This window comes from Sporomusa sphaeroides DSM 2875 (genome assembly GCF_001941975.2).
Lineage (GTDB): Bacteria > Bacillota > Negativicutes > Sporomusales > Sporomusaceae > Sporomusa > Sporomusa sphaeroides.
On record NZ_CP146991.1, the window covers coordinates 2,460,734 to 2,481,018 of the forward strand.

Annotated in this window: 14 protein-coding genes; 3 read left to right on the forward strand and 11 right to left on the reverse strand. The window is 44.5% G+C overall.

Translation table 11 applies throughout. The annotated features are described in order from the left end of the window. Together recQ and SPSPH_RS11590 are read right to left on the reverse strand one after the other, a co-directional pair. On the reverse strand, positions 1-2,160 hold the full coding sequence (recQ, locus tag SPSPH_RS11585; protein WP_075755815.1) for a DNA helicase RecQ: 2,160 nt from the start codon (positions 2,158-2,160) through the stop codon (positions 1-3). 23 nt (positions 2,161-2,183) lie between these two features. Next, positions 2,184-2,672, reverse strand: coding sequence for a prolyl-tRNA synthetase associated domain-containing protein (locus tag SPSPH_RS11590; protein ID WP_075755816.1), 489 nt, complete (start codon positions 2,670-2,672; stop codon positions 2,184-2,186). 250 nt (positions 2,673-2,922) lie between these two features. Here SPSPH_RS11590 and SPSPH_RS11595 point away from each other — a divergent pair, with 250 nt between their 5' ends. Continuing rightward, positions 2,923-4,536: a thiamine pyrophosphate-binding protein gene (locus tag SPSPH_RS11595; protein ID WP_075755817.1), complete on the forward strand. Its 1,614-nt coding sequence runs from the start codon at positions 2,923-2,925 to the stop codon at positions 4,534-4,536. 116 nt (positions 4,537-4,652) lie between these two features. Here the strand turns inward: SPSPH_RS11595 and SPSPH_RS11600 are convergent, their stop codons facing one another. Continuing rightward, entirely contained in the window at positions 4,653-5,270 is a 618-nt protein-coding gene (locus SPSPH_RS11600; RefSeq protein ID WP_075755818.1) for a LysE/ArgO family amino acid transporter, read from the reverse strand. A gap of 130 nt (positions 5,271-5,400) precedes the next feature. On the opposite strand from SPSPH_RS11600, the gene SPSPH_RS11605 reads away from it, so the two are divergent. Then, a complete protein-coding gene (locus SPSPH_RS11605) occupies positions 5,401-6,858 on the forward strand; it encodes a PLP-dependent aminotransferase family protein (RefSeq protein WP_075755819.1) in 1,458 nt (485 codons plus the stop codon). Positions 6,859-7,026: 168 nt separating this feature from the next. Here the strand turns inward: SPSPH_RS11605 and SPSPH_RS11610 are convergent, their stop codons facing one another. Beyond that, positions 7,027-7,566: a DUF1697 domain-containing protein gene (locus tag SPSPH_RS11610; protein ID WP_075755820.1), complete on the reverse strand. Its 540-nt coding sequence runs from the start codon at positions 7,564-7,566 to the stop codon at positions 7,027-7,029. A 1,023-nt stretch (positions 7,567-8,589) separates the two neighbouring features. Between SPSPH_RS11610 and ltrA the strand changes: the two genes are divergently transcribed. Then, the gene (gene ltrA / locus SPSPH_RS11615) at positions 8,590-9,888 is read left to right on the forward strand and encodes a group II intron reverse transcriptase/maturase (RefSeq protein WP_075753482.1); all 1,299 of its coding nucleotides are present in this window, start codon (positions 8,590-8,592) and stop codon (positions 9,886-9,888) included. A 180-nt stretch (positions 9,889-10,068) separates the two neighbouring features. Here ltrA and rocF read toward each other — a convergent pair whose 3' ends face one another. The 7 genes from rocF to SPSPH_RS11650 all read right to left on the reverse strand — a co-directional run bounded on the left by rocF (position 10,069) and on the right by SPSPH_RS11650 (position 20,185). Further along, positions 10,069-10,965, reverse strand: a complete 897-nt coding sequence (rocF, locus tag SPSPH_RS11620) for an arginase (RefSeq protein WP_075755821.1) — start codon at positions 10,963-10,965, stop codon at positions 10,069-10,071. Between the two features lie 345 nt (positions 10,966-11,310). Beyond that, positions 11,311-12,792: an IS1182 family transposase gene (locus SPSPH_RS11625; protein ID WP_075755822.1), complete on the reverse strand. Its 1,482-nt coding sequence runs from the start codon at positions 12,790-12,792 to the stop codon at positions 11,311-11,313. A 197-nt stretch (positions 12,793-12,989) separates the two neighbouring features. Continuing rightward, positions 12,990-13,904, reverse strand: a complete 915-nt coding sequence (locus SPSPH_RS11630) for a 5'-nucleotidase (RefSeq protein WP_075755823.1) — start codon at positions 13,902-13,904, stop codon at positions 12,990-12,992. Between the two features lie 369 nt (positions 13,905-14,273). Continuing rightward, on the reverse strand, positions 14,274-15,173 hold the full coding sequence (locus SPSPH_RS11635; protein ID WP_075755824.1) for an LPP20 family lipoprotein: 900 nt from the start codon (positions 15,171-15,173) through the stop codon (positions 14,274-14,276). Positions 15,174-15,313: 140 nt separating this feature from the next. After that, positions 15,314-16,249 (reverse strand): CsgG/HfaB family protein, encoded by a 936-nt coding sequence (locus tag SPSPH_RS11640; RefSeq protein WP_075755825.1) that lies wholly within the window; start codon positions 16,247-16,249, stop codon positions 15,314-15,316. 21 nt (positions 16,250-16,270) lie between these two features. Continuing rightward, entirely contained in the window at positions 16,271-17,377 is a 1,107-nt protein-coding gene (locus SPSPH_RS11645) for a hypothetical protein (RefSeq protein ID WP_146196586.1), read from the reverse strand. Between the two features lie 153 nt (positions 17,378-17,530). Further along, positions 17,531-20,185, reverse strand: a complete 2,655-nt coding sequence (locus SPSPH_RS11650; protein ID WP_075755827.1) for an autotransporter domain-containing protein — start codon at positions 20,183-20,185, stop codon at positions 17,531-17,533. Positions 20,186-20,285 lie beyond the last annotated feature (100 nt).

Sequence of the window (20,285 nt, forward strand, 5' to 3'; positions counted from 1 at the left end):
TTAATGGTCTGCTGTACCAAAGTGCTTGCACAAAACAGCCTTAATAGCCGCATAGCTCACAGCATCAGGCAAAGCGTCCTTCAGTGGTTTTAACTGTTTGCCGCCGATTTCTTTTATCCTGGCAATAATTAATTCTTCATACTGCCCGGGAATAAGCCGGTCCCAGTCAACAGCATGACCTTCCTGAGCACAGCGCACCAAATGGTTTTGCACGGTGTTCATTGTCAACTCTCTGGCTTTGGCAATAGCGTCCAAGTCATTACCCTCCCGGTACATTGCCAGAGTTATTACATGACTGGGCTCGGTATCGGCTTTGCTGTTCTTTTTACTTGCTGCCGGTTTTACTGCTTCGGCAGCGGCAACCGCCTCGGTATTGCTTGCGGCAATTGCGTTTTCCGCCATATATTGAGTGATAACCTGCAAGAATTCCCTGCCATATTTGTGCAGCTTCAGTTCGCCAACACCTTTTATCTGGCGCATGGCAGCAAGGTCTGCCGGACGATGCTGACTCATCTCCCGTAGGGTAGTGTCGGCAAACACGACAAATGGCGGCACACCTTCCTGTTCGGAAATGCTTTTACGGCATTTGCGCAACAGTTCAAACAAAGCATCATCAGCCACAGGCTGACGCTCGGTAAATACCTTTTGCCAAACCTGGGCCTGATTTTTCAGCACCGGCACGGCACTGGGCTCAAGCTTTACTACCGGATACTCACTTTCGGTCAAACGCAAATAGCCTGTGGCAACCAGACGCTGAACCAGTGTTTTAATATCCGGGATTGTGCGCTGCGCCATTAGCCCATAGGTTGGCAGACGGTCCAAACTCAGCTGTTGGACTTTTTTATTTTTAGAGCCTTTCAGCACATCGGCAATAACGGCAATGCCAAAGCGTTCCTTCAGTCGATAGACACAAGAAAACACTTTCTGCGCATCAACGGTAATATCCACCTGCTCGCCGTCCGCCATACAATTGCCGCAATGGCCACAGCCCGGCCCTGCCGCAAACTCACCAAAGTAGTTTAAGATATATTGCCGCAGACAATCAGGCGTATGGCAATAATCCACCATTTCCTGCAGCTTTTTCAGCTCATGCTGCTTGCGTTCCGGCTGCTCGACAGACTTATCAATCAAAAACCGCTGCAATAGCGGGTCCTGCGGCCCAAACAGCAGGATGCATTCACCAGGCTCGCCATCCCGTCCGCTGCGTCCGGCTTCCTGATAATAGGATTCCATATTTTTCGGCATATTGTAGTGGATGACATAGCGCACATTGGATTTGTCAATTCCCATACCAAAGGCGTTAGTGGCCACCATCACCCGGATATCGTCGTAAAGAAACTGTTCCTGCTGCGACATGCGTTCTTCATCAGTTAACCCGGCATGGTAGTGTCCGGAAGCATGCCCTTTTTTCCTAAGCAATTCATAGAGGCCGTCAACTTCTTTCCGGGTGGCAGCATAAATAATGCCTGCCTGATTGGCATTAGCCTTAAGATATTGCAAAATAAACTGCTGCTTGTTTTCACCGCGCAGGACGGAGAAAGACAGGTTCGGCCGGTCAAAACCGGTTATATACACTTGCGGCCACTTGAGGGCCAACAGGTTCTCAATATCTTTTTTTACCTCAGGTGTTGCGGTGGCGGTAAATGCGCCAATCACCGGCCGGTTACTCAAACCGGCAATAAAAGAGCTGACAGCCCGGTAGCTTGGCCGGAAATCATGCCCCCATTGTGAAACACAGTGGGCCTCGTCCACTGCCAGCATGCTGATATTGAGTTCGCCAACCACCGCCTGGAACCAGTCAGCAGTCAACCGTTCCGGCGCCACATATACCAGCTTATACCGCCCGGCACGCATATTCTGCAGCCTCCTGCCAGCCTCGGAGCCTGTCAGCGAACTATTAATAAAAGTAGCCGGTATGCCCTGTGCGGTTAATGCGTCCACCTGATCTTTCATTAATGAGATCAGCGGTGAAACTACGACTGTAACCCCAGGCAAGAGCATCGCCGGAACTTGAAAGCATAACGATTTTCCCGCACCGGTCGGCATAATAGCTACCGTATCTTTGCCACCAAGCAAACTGGCAATGATTTTTTCTTGTCCTGGCCGGAATTCATCATAGCCGTAGTATTTTTTTAATATTTCCCGAGCTTTTGTCAGCATTATTTTTATCTCCAGTTTTAAAATTAATCAAAGTCACACATAATAACAGCATTTCCATGAGCCTGTATCAGTTTTTTAATATCCTCAAAAGCAATAAAAATTGTCGCCGTATTTTCCATGGGATGGATGCCTATTCGCTGATTATCCAGGCTTTTATCAAATACTACGATAACATTTCTCTGAGCATTATTCAAAACCCCCAGCGGAGTTACATGTCCTCTTTCCTGCAGCAGCAATTCTTTAAGCGATTGCTCGCTGGCCAAACACAGCTTGCGGCTTGATATCCTTTCGCTCAGGCTTTTTAGATTGACGGTCTTAGATCCGGGCACGGTAACTAAATAATAGTTTTTCTTCTTATCATCGCACATAAAAAGGTTTTTTACAATCTGCTCTTTATGCGGAATAGTTAGAGCATCCAGTTCCTCAATAGTATAAACAGCAGGATGCTCGTAGGCTTCATATGTAAACTGATATTTATCTAAAAGAGCATATATGCTTTTTTTGTCTAACATTTGGACCCCATCCTCGTATGCGGTTTAACTGTATTCCCTTTTACTTTTAATTATACAGAATTCCTGCCCAAATGCAAAATTCAGGCAGGAATCCCTCTTATTAAAGATACCTTTTTATATACTCTTTTTGGGTGTTCTGCCTATGTTTCGGAGGATTCAAGGAACAAATAGAGAATTGATACTGAATAAATAGCAAGATATGTAATCTTCATATGAGCAAGTATAGAAAACAACGGTTAAGGAGACTTGTATGCCAACATTGGCTGAACAATTAATCAAATCATTTCATGCACTGGGAGTAAGGTATGTGTTTGGCATTCCCGGCGGCCCATCAATACCTTACCTGGATGCAATGAGAAACAATGGTATCGAATTTATTTTAGTGGCAAATGAACAGAGTGCTGCCATTATGGCGGACGTTTTTGGACGTTTGACAGGTATACCCGGCGTTTGCCATGCTACTTTTGGACCAGGCGCCACAAATTTGTCGACCGGCATCGGCGGCGCCCTGTTAGACCGTTCACCCGTCATTGCCCTCACTACCGAGGTAAAAGATGCTGAGGTGGGTAGAAGAGTTCAAATGAATATTGATCATCAAGCGCTTTACCAACCTATAACAAAGCGGACTTTTAGGATGACAAAAGGCAACTTTACAGCCACTGCCACCGACGCCTTTAGGATAGCAACTTCGGGAGTTCCTGGGCCTGTTCATATTGGATTGCCTGCCGATATAGACGGAGAAATGCTAGATTCCGGTACCTTGATTCATAACTACGAGAAAGTGCCTTTCTCCATGCCGGACCCTTCCTTATTCAGACAGGTGGCCACCCTGCTAATGGAGGCAAAAAAGCCTGTATTAGCAGTAGGGCTGACAGCCGTACGCTTGGGGCTTCACAAATTAATACAGGAATTTGTGGATAACAATAATATCCCCGTAGTTTTAACACCGATGGCAAAAGGGGTTATCCCAGAGGACCATCCCTGCTATGCCGGAGTTCTTTTCCATGCCAAGAGCGATATGGTCGCATCAATATACAGAAAGGCCGATTTAGTCATTGGCATTGGGTATGACTCAATAGAATTTAACTACGAGTCCTGGATGCCAAATGTACCCTTAGTCCATATTGACGTAGATCCAGTCGATATTACGCCTGACTACCATAGTATCTATGAAATAACCGGCAATGTTTCAGATACTTTGTCTTTTTTAAATTCACTAAAACTACCAGAATACCATTGGGATTTTGGTCAAATTCAAGAAAATAAAGCCCAGTTGTTCCAGGCACTAGTTCCTGTCTGCAGTAATTTTAGTCCATCAGATCTTATAACAACGCTCCGTGAAATAGTGCCTCAGGATACAATCTTAACGAGTGACGTGGGCGCACATCTTCATCTATTAGGGCAATTATGGAAGACTGGCGAACCAAACCGTTTCCTTATAACAAATGGATGGTCGGCTATGGGATTCGGGATACCCGCCGCCATTGGTGCTAAATTATGCCAGCCATCAAGTACCGTTATCTGTGTAACCGGCGATGGTGGGTTTCTTATGAATTGCGGAGAACTCCTGACCGCACGCAGACTTGGATTACATATTGTAGTGGTTGTCCTTTGCGATAGAAGCTTGGGTCTGATTGACGTTAAGCAGCAGCGGCAGAACCTGCCTCAATATGGTACAGATTTATACGTGGGTGAGTATTTTGGTTCAGATAGCTTCCTCGGAGTTCCTGTTCTAAAAGCTCGAGATCAGGAGGAAATGCGAGCCTCCTTGCAAAAAGGATTATCCATGTCAGGGCCAGTAATTATTGAGGCTCTCATTGACGGGTCAGTGTATGAGCAGTTAATTGCGAAGGATTATAAATAAAAAACTCTAAATATAAAAGCCTTAACCCTGACTTCTCAGGGTTAAGGCTTTTTTTCGCCGTTACTAATGATATGGTTCTCCGTATAGGGCTAAACGGCTACTTAGATAAGCATGATTTAAACCAATAAATTACTACTATAAGCCATATATATAGCTGATAGCCACATGAAAACTGCCGAAACTTTATTTATGACTCCAAATATTTGTGTAAATCCGTTTTGCTTTCCTACTCTCCATCCCAGAACTGCTAAAAGTAAGAACCAACACCAAGATATCAGAATACAAGCCATTGTAAACAATACTTTTTCATTTCCACTATAATTAATAGAACTTGTCCCAATCACACCAATGGTATCCAAGACAGCATGAGGATTAAACAGGGAAACGGTGACTGCAAAAAGGATTTGTTGTTTGACGGTAAAAATTTTTTCCTCTTTATCACAACTATTTACTAACGTATTATTCCAGGTAAGCCACCCCATATAGGATAAAAAAACAACTCCTACTCCAAGGAAAAATACCTTAACCCAAGCAAAACTAGCTATAAATAAGGAAACGCCTTGAACTGCCATTAAAATCAAAATAGTGTCACACATCGCTGCCGTAATAACAACAGGCAACGCTCTCAAAAATGTTGGCTGAGTCACCCCTTGGGTAAAAACAAATATGTTTTGTACTCCCAATGGCAGTATCAACCCCATAGCTAGAACTATTCCATGAACAAATGCTTGCATCAGATTCTCTCCCTGTCATTGTTTTCTACAGTATAATAAAACATCCCTGGAATGTCTTCAGCCAATTGGATTGTTATCATACCATCCAATTTGTTATAATGAGAAAAACATTCAAGAAAGGGAGAATCAAGTGTTATTAATTGATTGGGCACCTAATCCTAAAGACTCTCTGCCCCTCTATCAACAAATTTCAGAATATGTGAAAAATAAAATAGCCACTGGTGAGTGGCCTATTAATAGTAAATTGCCTCCGCAACGTACTCTTGCCCGTATTTTCCAGGTAAATAGAAGTACATTAACAATTGCCTTAGATGAATTAATAGCAGACGGATTACTCGAAAGCAAGCTGGGAAGCGGTACCTGGGTGGCCAATAATACTTGGTCCCTGCTCTCATCAACCCCACCCAACAATTGGACTTCTTATCTTGACAGAGGAATACATCTCCCCAACCTTCATACCATCCAGGAAATCAACCATTTAGAATTCAATCCCAAGGTCATTTGCCTAAGTACAGGAGAACTTTCGCCAGAAATTTTCCCGAAAACTATGATGGATTCAATCCTAAGGAAATTACCTGATCGTATTCACGCCCTAGGCTACGAAGAACCAAGAGGATTATTGTTTCTCCGTGAGCAGATCAGTATGTATTTATCCTCCTTCGGTATCAATGCCTCTCCAGCATCGATTATGATTGTATCTGGCGCACTGCAAGCTCTGCAATTGATTTGCTCCAGCCTATTACCAAAAGAATCTACAATCTTACTTGAGAAACCATCCTATCTTTTTTCCCTCAAATTATTTCAATCCATGAATATGGATCTTTGCGGAATTCCCCTTGACGAAGAGGGTATGAACATGGAGCCTATCTCTTTTCATAAAAAACATAAAAATGTAAATTTACTATATACTATCCCCTGTTTTCACAATCCAACAGGAATCACAATGACAAAAGAACGTCGTAAAAGCATTATTAATATATGTCAAAAAGAGCAATTACCTATTATTGAAGATGATGTCTATAGAGAACTCTGGCTCGATACACCACCTCCCATACCACTAAAGGCTCTTGAAAAAGAAGGGCTTGTACTCTACCTGGGCAGTCTATCAAAATCATTAAGTCCTGGCTTACGCATTGGCTGGATCGTAGGACCAGAACCAGTCATAGAAAGACTAGCGGACATTAAAATGCAAACTGACTACGGTTCTAGCTCCTTATCCCAATGGGCTGCCGCAGAATGGTTGACCAGCGGTCTCTACCAAACACATCTAGAAGAAGTCCGAACACAGCTACGAATTCGCCGCAAAGTAGCTTGCAATGCCTTAGAAGCCCATTTTTCCGATATTGCCACTTGGCAAATTCCTAAAGGCGGCTTTTACATTTGGCTCATATTAAATCAGGCCGTCTCTATGCAAAAACTATTTAAAGAGGCTTTAAATAATGGTCTTTTGATTCATCCTGGCAACATATACGATACGCTATCAAACCGACATCTCCGCCTATCTTATTCTTATGCCTCATTACCTGAAATGGAGAACGGGTTATTCCGCCTTTCTGAGCTCATCAAAACCCTAATAAGGCAATCATAGGTGTTAATGTTTTTATATCTTCTTTGGGCATAAATAAAACTCCAAGCAAAGTACAATTATAGTTAGGCAAACTTAGAAGAAGCAAAGGGACGGAAAATTCGCTTCGCAAAAATGCTTGTTTGTGTAGGCTCTGATACAAATAGAATCAAAATATACGTCCCTTTGCTTCTATAGTTCTTTCATAATAGCATATATTTTTCGAGTAGTGTTGACGTTTCTCACTGTCGTCTTTTTGTATGGGGATGTACCCACAAATTTTAGCAAACCGCTCTTAGTGGCATTGCATTTATCCACAGCCCACAAAACAGCTCCAGGTGCATATATAACCGTATCTATGTTAGGCTTAATTTCTAATTCTCTAAGCAATGTCTCCCCGTCAACTTCATCCCATAAGAACAGCACATCACATTTCATATCCCTATCATTTTTCCAATAATTAGGCATAATTTCCATCATATGGTTAAAATCATTTATACTACGAACTAAAACCTTTATCTTCAACTGAAAGTCCTCAGAAATAGCTTTTTCTAGCAGTGTAGTTATTTCTACTTTAGAATGTTGTATGTCAGCGAAAACCACGTTGCCGGAGTTAATATATGTGACTACAGATCTCATACCTATTCGTACGAAAGTTTCCTTCAATAGCTTCATGTCGATTTTATTTTTCCCACCAACATTTACCCCTCGCAGTAAAGCGACATAAATCATTCGCTTCCCTCCCTCTCATTCTTTGAAACACTGAAATTCATAAGGGCCCTATTCCCTTCCCAATAGCTTTCATTCTGCTTTAACAGTATTTGCTTCTTTGCTTCTATGTACCAGTATAGCTGACTCAGTAAAATCCCTTACATAAGATGAAAAGTTTAATTTACTTTTTAAATCAACTTTTTTATCTACTCCCCTTATTTTCCTCCTATTGCTTAATAAAATACGTAATTGCACATAAGACGAACACAAATAACCCCATACTCAAATGACATTTCCGAAACCCATTTATCTCAATTGATCTCTTCCAAATTGCAGGGCAATCAGGGCAGCTACCCTCACAAGTCCTAGAAGCATACAAAAAAGCAGGCCCCAATCCCTGCAGCCACAAGGATTAAGGCCTCTTCTCGACGTTACCAGTGATACGGTTTTTCCGTGCCCTTTATAAGAAGCAAAGGGACGTAAAATTTGCTTCGCAAAAACGCTTGATTGCTTCTGGCTGGAAACCAGTGCCTGCTATCACAGAAGCAAAGTGTACGTCCCGTGCGCCAAGAAGCGCACGGAGTAAAGCGGGTGGAAATCCCGTCTGGGAAGGTCTAGCCAACCACCCAGTATCCAGCCTTGGGACTGAAGCGGTAACGCCAGGTCTAAGCGTAGGCAGGAAAGGTAGTAGGCCGAAAGCACAAGCTGAAGATGTAGAATCCCGAAATCATCAATGGTCAAGGTCGATGCATGGGACGAGCAGAAGACAACACCGCAGTTAGCGATACAGGCGAGCTAATCGCGGCAGCCCGGGATCGTAGGTCTTGGCATGCTACACACTGTTACTCCGTGTGAACTTGGGAGACCCTGCCGCTCTCAAAGGAGTATGGCGGACAAGTCGAAGATGAGGAAGCCAAATAAGCGACAGGGAGTCGGATTACGTCGTAGTACCGAAGAAGCCGGGTAATGCCAGCGGAGGGAAGGACGTAACATAGTAGTGGCCTTGGAAAAAGAAACAATGCTGCACTGGAGGCAGAGAACCCATTGGAAACAAAGCTGACAAGGATAGCTGAATTAGCCAAACAAAGACCGAGAGTCAAGTTGCAAACCCTTATCCATGCTATTGACGAGGAAAGCCTGAACGCGGCCCATAGTATTCTGTCAGCAGACAAGGCAGTAGGCGTTGATGGTGTAACCAAAGAAGAATACGGTGAAAAGCTACAGGAAAACATCAAGAATCTCCTGGAAAGAATGAAGCGGCAAGCGTACAAGCCGCAGCCAGTAAAGAGAGTCTACATCCCCAAAACGGATAAGAAGAAACGCCCACTAGGGATACCTGCCTATGAGGACAAACTGGTGCAGAAAGTACTTAATGAAGTCCTGACAGCCATCTACGAACCGGAATTTCTGGACTGCTCCTACGGTTTCAGACCAGAGAGAAATTGCCATGAAGCGCTGAAGGAAATCACCAAGATTCTCGAAAGCAAGAAGGTCAGCTATGTAGTGGATGCGGACATTAAAGGATTCTTTGACAACGTAGAACACGGGTGGATGGTGAAGTTTCTACAAGAACGAATCCAAGACCCGAATCTATTGAGACTGATAGTACGATTTCTTAAAGCAGGTGTCATGGAACAGGGGAAACTAGAAGAGGCGGACACCGGAACGCCGCAAGGGGGAATCATATCCCCAACCCTGGCGAACATATACCTGCACTATGTGCTCGACCTGTGGTTTATGGTAAAGATAAAGCGGGAATGCAGAGGCGAGGCCTATTTAATTCGGTACTGTGACGACTTTGTATGCTTCTTTCAATACCAAGAAGATGCCGAAGATTTCTACGGTAAGTTGATAGAACGATTGAGGAAATTCAACCTAGAAATAGCAGAGGAGAAAACAAAGACTATCGAATTCGGGCGCTTTGCTGAGGAAAGACGGAATAACCAAGGGGCCAGCAAACCGGAGACATTCGACTTTCTTGGGTTCACGCACTACTGTAGCAAGAGCAAGAAGGGAAAATTCCGCGTCAAAAGGAAAACCAGCCGGAAGAAATTGAGAGCAAAGCTAAAACATTTCGCTGGATGGCTCTATCAAAATATGCATACAGAGATAGGAAAATTGATTAAGCAGATAAACATCAAGCTGGTTGGTCACTTCCGCTACTATGGAGTAACCGACAACAGCAGCGCTATCAATACATTTGGATACTATATACGGCGTAAATTGTTTGAAGTACTTAATCGAAGAAGCCAAAAGAAGAGCTTGACCTGGGAAGGATTTGCAAAACTCAAAGATAGATTCCCGCTAGCTAAAGCGAGGATCTATGTAAATATCTATGGCTAAACGTAAGTAAATGCTGCTATGAAGAGCCGGATGCCTTAATAGGGCACGTCCGGTTCTGTGAGGGGGGCGTGCCGCGAGGCGCGCTTCTACTCGACCGCGCTTCTTGGCACAACGTCCCCTCGACACAGGTGACTCAAAGAACCGTCACCCGACTCTACACCTGACTCGTAATTCGCTTTTCTAATTAGTAAGCAATGCCTCTATTAATGCAATCGCAGCCTTCACAGTTTTTCCGTCTCTATCCACTAAAGGATTCACTTCAACAAATTCAGCCGAAGTAATGATATTGTGCTTTGCCAATAGATTCATTGCCTCTATATTTTCTTTAAGGCTAATTCCTCCTGCGACAGGTGTTCCTACACCAGGAGCATCGCTTGGATCAAGTACATCTAAATCAAAACTCAAATGAATGCCATCGCATTGCGTAGCCAGATAGGAAACGGCCTCTTCTATAACATTGTGGATGCCAATCCGAAAGACATCCTCGGACGTAAATTGTTTTATTTGGTTGCGCTCAATAAATTCTTGCTCTCCTGCATCTATGTCGCGAACGCCGATTAGCACAACATGCTCCGCTTTAATTTTATTTCTATAGCCACCAACCTTAACCAGTTCGGACTGCCCCGCCCCGAGACTTGCCGCTAAAGGCATCCCCTGGACATTTCCGCTCGGTGATGTCGCCATCGTATTACTGTCAGCATGAGCATCATACCATATGACACCCAAATTTCGATAATGCTTTGCAACGCCGGCCAGGCTCCCTATCGCGATACTGTGATCTCCCCCTAAAATGAGAGGAAATCTCCCTTCAGCAACAATTTCTGAAACTCTTGAAGCTAAAAGTTCTACTCCTTCCCAAACTGGGTTCAAGTTTTTGATTTTACAACGAATATCATCAACAGAACAATAATTTTCTTCACTTTTAAATTCTAAATCTCCAGAATCGATAACATCAGTATGTCTTAACTGCAGAGATTGGATAAGGCCTGCAGAGCGAATTACCGCTGGAGCTAATTGAGTTCCAAACACGGATTGACCAAGCCACATAGGTGCCCCAACAACCGTAATTTTCTTCATATCTCTACCCCTATTTTTTCTACTCCAGCACCGTTACCAGTGGTACGGTTCTCCCCAACCAACCTTAAAAACCCGATACACCTGCACCAAAAGGCACAGGCGCATCATCTGATATATTAAACCATTCTAACTCCAACTACCCCAAACCTCCGGGCAATACCCTACAGGACAACAAGGGGACGTTCCTTTTCCGTCAACTTTTTATCATCGGAAAATAGTCTTCCGGTTTTAACTATGTTTCAATTATACGATCGGCGGCCATCAGCTAACATACAACACCAAAAGTTGACGAATCAGGAACGTCAGGCTGTGCGAAAACAGTCATATTCTCAAGCGGTTAAGGGTCTAAACAGCCGAATAGGAAGAAAAACAGCAGCAATCTTGGAAATAAAAGCTTGAACACTTCCGGATTGCTGCCACCAATTTATCTGTTCCTAAAATATTGAGCACGCGTTTTAGGTTATACATTAAACAATGCATAACTGCTTCTCCGTGCACCTTTTCTATTCCCCGCAGCAGGAAGTACGTGTAACCCATTGTTCGCTTAATGGTCCCAAATGGGTGTTCCACAATCATCTGCCGTTGTTTGTAAAGTGTCATATTTCTCGCTAATCGCTCATCGGCTCGTGCCATGATCTCATGGTATTCGCCTCGGATGATTTGCCGGCCTCGTTTATTTTTTGTGCATTCCTTTTTGTGTGGGCAATTTTTACAGGCCTTGCTCCGATACATCTTTTCTTTTGTCTCTGCCTTGCTTACCTTAGGCAGGATTTGTCCTTGCGGACAAATATACCAATCGTTTTCTTGATCATACTGGAATTTGTCTAATGTGTAGGCTGGATTTCCCGTGCTTGATGGCGGATTTTGCTTGGATACAATGGCCGTAATCTGGTCTTGCTCACAGTTTCTGAGACATTCTCCTGCATAATATCCTTTATCGGCAAGTACAGTAATGGAATCTGTAGCTAATTCTTCTTTCGCCTGTATGGCCATTGGGTGAAGCTGCCCTTGATCGGCCGGATTGTTGGTTACATTAACTGCAACAATGAGATGGTTTTTGGCATCTACTGCGGTTTGCATATTATAGGCTACTTCAAACCCCATATTGTTAACGCTCATAAGGCGGGATTCTTGATCCGTCAAAGAAACCTCGCCCGTTTTATCCACTTGTGCCTTGAGCTCCGTAAGCTCTTGAATACGTTGATTTACTTTGGCCAACTTCTGCTTTATATCGTCTTGGCTATAAGCGACATGGGAAGCGTCGGCAAGGTCGTCATTGTGTTCTAGCAACTCCAGATACCGTGCGGCAGACTGCTCAAAATAGGCTAACATTTTAGCTACCTTGCCTTTAGTAAGATTCTTCTTCCGCGCATTATTGGCTCGAAACTTGCTGCCATCTATGGCTACAATCTCTTTGCCAAACAGGCCAAGTTCATTACAGAATACGGAAAAATGTTGAAAGATATTCTTTAGAACGGAGATATTATCTTTGCGAAAATCAGCAATGGTGCGATAATCCGGTGTTAATTCTTTAAGCAGCCACATTAGCTCTATATTTCTTTTGCATTCATTTTCGAGTTTTCGTGACGTCCGAATGCCGTTAAAATAGCCATAAAGATACAATTTGAGCAAGTCGGCTGGATTGTATGGTTTACGTCCGACTGCTTTGGGCGTAGCGTAACGAAACCCCATTTGATTTAAGTCCAGGCTATCGGCAAAGAGGTCAATCACACGAACAGGGTTATCCTGGCTTATCATTCCTTCAAGCGAAGACGGAATCAGACTAATTTGGTTTCTATCCGTGTTATTGCTTATAAAGCGCGACATATATTCACCTCTAAGCCAAATTTGTCTATGATTTTATTATATCATAGTATCCTTAACGCTCATGTTTTGAGGCTAGTTTTATTAAGTTAATCTTTACTTGTTTTCGCACAGCCTGACGTCCCCACTGTCCAGAAACTGCCTGCTATCATGGAAGCAAAATGTGCGTCCCTACGCTTCCTGCCCTCAGATCCTGTTTTTCACTTCCGAGAATTTTTTACGCCAATCGGTACATGTCCGGTTGGGACTACTTTTGATGCAGTTATACAGTATGTATGCTGGTCGTCAAAGAAAATGTGTGGATTAAAGCTCTCTAATATTGGAGCCTTGTCCAATCCGCCTAAAAAGAAAGCCTCATCAACGCCAATTCCCCATTCGCGAAGTGTCTTTATTGCACGCGCATGGGCGGGAGCATTTCGTGCGGTTACTAAAGCCGTTCGTATCGGCTTTTTGTCTGCATTTTTATAGACGTTTTGCAGGTTATTTAAAGCAGTGAGAAAGGCTTTAAAGGGGCCAGGTGCCATTGGAATCTCTCTGTTTTCTTTTTCAAACCGTTTAAATTCTTCCAACCCTTTTTCCTGGTATATTTTCTCTGACTCATCACTAAATATTACGGCATCGCCATCAAAGGCAATCCGGATTTCATCAAAGTTTTCATCTTCTCTATAAGGTGTTCCTGTATAAATAGTAGCGCTAGCATATCCATTCTCCAGTGCCAATTTTACATCATCCGGATTCGCCGATAAAAATAAGTCTGCATTAAATGCTTTTAAATATTTATAAGGTGTTCTCCCTCGTGAAAAAGCCGCACGTGTAATATTTAACTGATAAGATTCTATGGAGTTTAAAACTCTGAGCCCAGTATTTGGATCATTTTTAGAAACTAGAACGATTTCAACCATGTCCTCATTTGTTTCCGGATTACGGAGTTCCAATAGGCGCTTTATTAACGGAAAGGCTACGCCCTGTCCTAGTACTTCATTTTCGTGCTCTATCTGATACGCTGTATACTCATCCTCGCCTTTTTCCTCAAAAATTTTATTACTGTCATCTAAATCAAAAAGTGCCCGCGAAGATATCGCAATTACTAATTTACCTTCCAATGTAACAGGCATTTTGGCTACCTCCCCTATAAAAAATGGGATTTTACAACTAGCATTGTAAAACCCCATTCCTAACAAAACTCTCACTAAAAGTTGCAACACGATTTTTCGAGTCTAAACGCCCTATTAAGCTTCACAACTAATAAATTTGCTATAAAAACACAAAGTTCCTGCAAACTATTAGAACATTCTGCAGGAACTTGACTATTTTTTTATTTACTTGTATTACACACCATTTTTCTATCACCATTGATATGGTTCTCCGTATCATTAGTAACGGTGCTGGAAAGGGCAACGAGGTCTGCCCTCATTTGCCTCAAGGTTTTGATACTTATTCAATAACAGTTCCTTCTCACATACCGTCCTTACCTGGACAGAAGTTCACTGTCGCACACAAACCCTTGTTTGCATCAAAAAGTTATCCTGCATATTAGCAGCTAATATTTTATCAGCATCAGCTTGACTGATAATGATATTGACATTGTGGTCGCGCAGCGCAAGTGCTTTTACTGTTATTGGCTTAGTACCGGCACGAGATTGACCAAGTTCGAGCGTTCTTAAATCTTCTGGTGTACACATATAGTCAATCATGCCTTGCGATACTACATATTGGGGGATAATATTTTCATGACCGTAAATTTTACGGCCAGTATCATCAAAAACCACGGGAGACATCGCCCGCGTCAATGGCAGTCCGGTTACGTCAATCACCAAACCGGTATAGCTGGAGCTGACAGTTAGGGGAAGTTCTGCCGGTTTGTAAGCAGGAGATGGGCTTAGTAACAGATCCGGAGTAGTTGATTTTACAGAATTGGTAATAGCTTCTGCGACACTGCCTTGTCCGAATAGATTAATACGCATAATTATTTGATATGTGCCGTCGGCAAATTGCTGTTCATGAACAATTTTAGCGCCTTTAACAATACCACTGACCTTAGTTTTAATAGTATCATCAGCAATTGCAAAGTTTTGCACAGTAGTTTCGGCGGTAACTTGAACACCATGAATGGCTTCTAAGAGATTGCGCTGTGCATCTACAACGGCTGCCCTTTTAGCCATAGCTCGGGCTTGCGCGGGGTAGGTTTCATAGGGTGGGACACCTGTGCCGACAGCCTCAACCACACCTTGCTTCCAATTCACAGTACCATGCTCGCCAATTTGATCAAATGCAGTTACCGACACATTTACATTCGTATTTATCAACGCTGCACCTACCAGTGATGGTGCAGCAGTGAACAGTATCGCACCAATGGTGAAAGCGACACAATATTTTTTCAACATGTAAGTTTCCTCCCTTGTATGATTGAGCATCCTCGAAAACTCCAAAATTACTGGGTTTTATGACGAAATATTCTTAAATCCCCACTGTGGTGGGGTACCCGTAGGGCGGGGTGGTGTCGGATTGGTGGCCTGAATACCTTTTAAAATTCATGTTTTCCCGACCAGCCCAAGCCTAAAAAGCCGCTGGGTTTTTTTCTTAATTGCCTGGTTACAGTATCACCGACTTTAACATACTTCTGCAGTTGTGGGTTTTTGTCGCTATCCTTATCTTTTCGTTTGGCCACGCAAATAGTATCAAAAACTTCAACAACTTCCAGTTCGGCAATATTTTTTTTGCTGACAATCAATTGACCGGTTACCGGATGTTGTATCGTCTCACCTGCACCAGTGACCAGCAATTTATCACGCTTAGCCATATTGTGCTTAGTACCTAAGTCAATAGTATATTTGTCGCCTACCACTTTAATCACATAGCCTTGTACGGGAATAAAGTGGTATATTTCTCTAACTAGGTTGTAAGCAGCCTCTGTAACCGCACCACTGATGCTTTTATCGGAGGAATCGCCTGATGTTTGCCCTGACCAAACAATTTGTCCATTTTTTACATCCACTATTTTTATGGTGAGGTTGGCAGAGGTGTTGAATTTACTGTCAACCCATCTTTTTTCTTTACGCGTTTGCTTTGTTTTTTTGTCATATTTATCGTAATAGTAATAATGTCCCGGCTCTTCTTTTAGAATTCCATCTACCGTACCCATCACTAAGTAATCCAACCCCAATATACCGCCTAACTTGGTTACTGTTGCCTCATCCAAAAAGCCCCTTGCTCCCATTGCTTGTTCTTCAAATACACGCGATAATTCACTGCGTTCAACAATAGTACATGATTTAAGCTTTATCAAGTCTGCAGTAAGCATATCAGCGGCCATGACACCAAGGTTATGGAACGAACTATTATTGTTGAGAGTAAGCACTCCTATTTTTTTTGTGGTGTTTGCAGCTGCCAACGCTGCATTTGAAGACACAACAATAATAATACAAACCAATACCATGCCCCATATACCTTTGCGCATCATATAAAATCCCCCCCTTTTGGTTTACCTCATGCTAACTACAATCACGCTATGACTAATTTCATTTACCTTTACCGGTAACTCCGGCATCTTTTCTAACCGTTCTGCTAATATAGCCGGATTGCCGATATAATTGACATCAAACATCGCCGTTCCTTGCTGATAGTCCCGCAAAAATACATTGCTGACTCCAGGCTGCTCTCTTACTAAGCGCCCCAGTAGATTAATAACCGCATAATCATTGACGGCGACTACCTTGAGCCGGAGACCCTTTTCCGGGTTGGCGGCATAAGTCATTAGCTTATCTGCAAAGAACTTTCCGGCCAGTTTACCGGCATTGTTCAAGGATGCCTTGGCAGCAGCAAGTTCAGTAACGTCAATTCCGCCGCTTTGAAAGCCTTGTGCAGCAATAATCTCACCGGTATCGGCCTTAATCAATCTTGTCTCGACACGCGCGTAGCAGGATATGATGCTGTGACCGGGGCCATATCCTGCATATTCACTAAAGGCTTCCCCTACAATCAAATAATCAAGCGGTTCCGTGGCAGCAAGTCGTATAGCTGTGGCGGTATCGCCGCGGTTGATAACAGCCTTGATCGCATCAGAACGGCGAATATGAGCCAACCTGTTAGGATCTGTCAAGCGCTTAAAGCCTGCCTCGATTAGTTGGTTAATGATGGCTGATTCAGCTACCGGATCGGGGAGCGGACGGTTGTAATGCTCGGTGACAATAACGGCAATACGGGGGTCACGCAAGCCCACATCAATCATTTGTAAACGCTGCAAGATCGTCATAAGTTGGGAATTAGGCTCAGAATCAACTATTATCCTGGCCTGAATAACAATCCTAGCATCCATATATTGTTCTGATAAAATAGAATACTCTCTGATAAAGCCTTGCGATTTGGTATAAACATCATCGGTTAGCACAGCGTAGTTTCGCACCCGTGTCTGCGAATCGACTAGGGTTCCGACTGCTTGTTCCACAGCTTGGCGGAATGCATCCTGCATAGCCGCTTCACGAGAAATGCCATGACCGTTGACTACCACTTCCTGGGCGTTTACATCCAGGCATTGGAACATTCCCAACCATAGTGCTAATAACATGAACAAGAATCTAAACCATTTCATTGTCTCACCTATTTCCTTCTTCTGCTTAATTTGGTTTCCTTGCTATGCTTTGCGGCTAACGATCGGGGGTGACCTGTGAGATTTTATCTGACTTTCGTCTTTTTTTATAGTAACTTAAAGGAGCTGCCACTTGATTGAGACAGCCCCCGGAAGCTAAAATACCCGCTTAAGCTGCACTGTCCCTGTCACACCTTCCCGTTTCCCGGCATAGCCCTGGAGGCCAAGTTCGAGGGTGTTGCTGCTTTCCGGGCGGCTTTTGATGCTTACGCCCAATTCCAGGATACCTGTGCTGCCTTTGAGGCTGGGGTCATCAAGCCTCATACCGTGAACGCTGCCCTGGGCTTTACCGTCAAACTCGTATTCATAGGCCAAACCGGCATAGTTGGTTACTTTGCCGCCCGGCTGGACTTTGCTTAGGCGGGCGCCGATGCGCAAGCGATGGGAATCGGTTCCGTCAAAGTTAAAACGTTCTCCGGCGATTGTTACGTCATCACCGTCCTGGTGTGTCCAGAGATATTTGGCATAGGTGTCCAGTGTTTTGTTGCCATTGACTTTCAGCTTACCAACGCCGATATGCACGCCGTAGTAGGCAGCATCACTGTCATAGGAGGCTCTTTGTCCGGCAGCGGTTCTTAGGTCGCTGCTGCTGAAGTCGGTTTTGCTTTTGCCGCCCCGCAGCGAACCTTCCAGGTAGCTGCCGTTTGCTTTATCCTGTCTGGCGAGTACACCTAAACCATAGTAGCGGGTATCTCCCTTGCCTTTGACACTGGGCATATTGCCAAAGCTGTTGTAACTGTCATAGTTGCCCCAGCCTGTTTCGAGGAATAGCCCTTTCAATTTTGCACCGTTCTCGGCAGCTTGCTGCTTAGCCCAGCCGATAATGAGGGAGGTGCCTTTCAAATCGGCATGGGAGCCGGTTTTATACTTGGACGAGCCATGTGACATGCCGCCAAACATGGCGATTGCACCTCCGGCTGCTTGCGCCTGTGCCCTGGCATCAGCCAGGCCGTCACCGGCTGCTATGTCCGCACCTTGGTTGACAAAAGCCATTCCGGCAGCAATGCCTTCGGCGAGAGCTTTGGTCTGCGGGTTGACTTGTGCGGAGGTTAGTGTTGCTGTTAATCCCCTATCCACCGTAGCCGCCATATCGAAATCATAGAGCATGGAAATGCCTGACTGCACGTTAGATACGCGATAGGCAGCAGGAGTACCGGTAGTGCTGTTGATCAAGGTAACGGTATCACCTTGCTTCAACGGTGAGCCCCCTTCCATGCCGGTAATTGCTACCTGGGTGCCTGTTAGGTTGGTAGCATTGGTAACGGTGAGCATGGTGCCGCCGTTTTTCAGGGATGCAGGAAGGAAGAAGTTGTAGTTTTGGAAGCTGTTAACTTCTTTGAGGGTTCCTGTGAAACCGTTGACATTCAGGGTATTGCCGGTAGATGTGCCGCTGCTGGAAAGATCTATCCAACCGCCGTAAACAGAAGATGTGGCTGCCAATCGTACGTTGCTGCCAATGGTTACTGTATTATCGTTGGCAGATCCCTGGGAACTCATGCCACCATAAACATCGTAAAGAATTTCGCCGCCAGTGATGTTGACCGTATTGCCGGAAGCATTTCCGGGAACATGACCGAGAACAACGCTGTTATCCATTGTCTTGCCGCCATAAATGTTACCTACCTTACCATCACTAAACAGTACTTCGTTGTTTTCAGTGCTGCCTTCTGAACTAAATCCTCCCTCAAGCGTATTCGCTTCTCCGCCGCTCATGATGGCTTTGTTGCCTATAGCATTACCATCCCCTGAACTTCCGCCTGTTACATCGGAAACACTGCCGCCGCTCATGGTTACAAGGTTATTCTCGGCATTGCCAGAATTACTGTGTCCGCCCATAAGCGACCCGCTGGCGCCATCAAAGTTATGGATAATGCCACCGGACATGTGCGCCTCGTTGCCGGAGACTAGACCGGTATTGCTCCAAGCAGCCCTGGCCGTACTACCCATTATCTCGCCGCCAGTAACGAATAGCTTGTTGCCTGTCACTGGACCGCTGGTGCTTTCCCCTGCATCGACACGGTTGATTTTGGCGGTACCACTGATGGTTACCGTATTGCCGGAGGAAGTACCATCTTGACTAGAACCACCAATAACCCATCCATTAGACATAGTGCCTAATCCATCGCCCACCGTACCACCGGAAATGATAACACTGTTGCCTATAGCATCACCGGCAGCATTAGCAGAACCACCGCGCACTTGATTTTTAACCGTGCCTCCTGAGATTGTTATTTTGTTATTGGTGGCATTACCATTGAGGCTTATGCCGCTAATCGCCATGTTATCAATTGTGCCACCGGAAATAGTCACGGTATTACCGGTAGATCCCAAGCCATTCGCGGCAGCAGCATCATACCCGCCGTAAAGATTATTGGTCACAGTCCCATTCAAAAAATTCACTGTGTTGCCAGTCACCGCCGCGCTATTCGAGAGGCCGCCGAAGACCCGGTCCGGGGTTGTGCCGGTTGTATAATTTACAGTGACCGTGTTGCCCGATGCACCGGGTACGGCAGAAGTGCCGGGAAACAGACTTGGGTTGGTCGCGCCGCCGATGGCGGCGGTTTGCAGCCCTGTGCCACCTGTCGCCTTGGCGTCGTCGTAGGTAACCTCAGCAGCACCAACAGGCGCAGCCGCCCCGATCATCACGCAGCACGCTGCAAATACGGCTGTGTTTTTAACCAACATACGCTGTAAAACAGCCCTATACTTGGATACTAGCATCTTTATCGCATTTTCTGACAGTCTTAGCAAAATTAGCTCCTCCTTGTTAACAATCCAATATTTACATTAATTATAGTTAACTATTGCGACTGTTACTTCCAGATGTGGAAAAATGCAGGCTTTTGGGTGA

What these genes read in the sequence shown, in the direction of transcription:
- SPSPH_RS11640 (WP_075755825.1), bottom strand. Translation starts at nt 16,249, where the DNA reads ATGATGCGCAAAGGTATATGGGGCATGGTATTGGTTTGTATTATTATT.
- SPSPH_RS11600 (WP_075755818.1), bottom strand. Translation starts at nt 5,270, where the DNA reads ATGCAAGCATTTGTTCATGGAATAGTTCTAGCTATGGGGTTGATACTG.
- SPSPH_RS11630 (WP_075755823.1), bottom strand. Translation starts at nt 13,904, where the DNA reads ATGCCTGTTACATTGGAAGGTAAATTAGTAATTGCGATATCTTCGCGG.
- SPSPH_RS11590 (WP_075755816.1), bottom strand. Translation starts at nt 2,672, where the DNA reads ATGTTAGACAAAAAAAGCATATATGCTCTTTTAGATAAATATCAGTTT.
- rocF (WP_075755821.1), bottom strand. Translation starts at nt 10,965, where the DNA reads ATGAAGAAAATTACGGTTGTTGGGGCACCTATGTGGCTTGGTCAATCC.
- SPSPH_RS11645 (WP_146196586.1), bottom strand. Translation starts at nt 17,377, where the DNA reads ATGAAATGGTTTAGATTCTTGTTCATGTTATTAGCACTATGGTTGGGA.
- SPSPH_RS11610 (WP_075755820.1), bottom strand. Translation starts at nt 7,566, where the DNA reads ATGATTTATGTCGCTTTACTGCGAGGGGTAAATGTTGGTGGGAAAAAT.
- SPSPH_RS11595 (WP_075755817.1), top strand. Translation starts at nt 2,923, where the DNA reads ATGCCAACATTGGCTGAACAATTAATCAAATCATTTCATGCACTGGGA.
- SPSPH_RS11625 (WP_075755822.1), bottom strand. Translation starts at nt 12,792, where the DNA reads ATGTCGCGCTTTATAAGCAATAACACGGATAGAAACCAAATTAGTCTG.
- recQ (WP_075755815.1), bottom strand. Translation starts at nt 2,160, where the DNA reads ATGCTGACAAAAGCTCGGGAAATATTAAAAAAATACTACGGCTATGAT.
- SPSPH_RS11635 (WP_075755824.1), bottom strand. Translation starts at nt 15,173, where the DNA reads ATGTTGAAAAAATATTGTGTCGCTTTCACCATTGGTGCGATACTGTTC.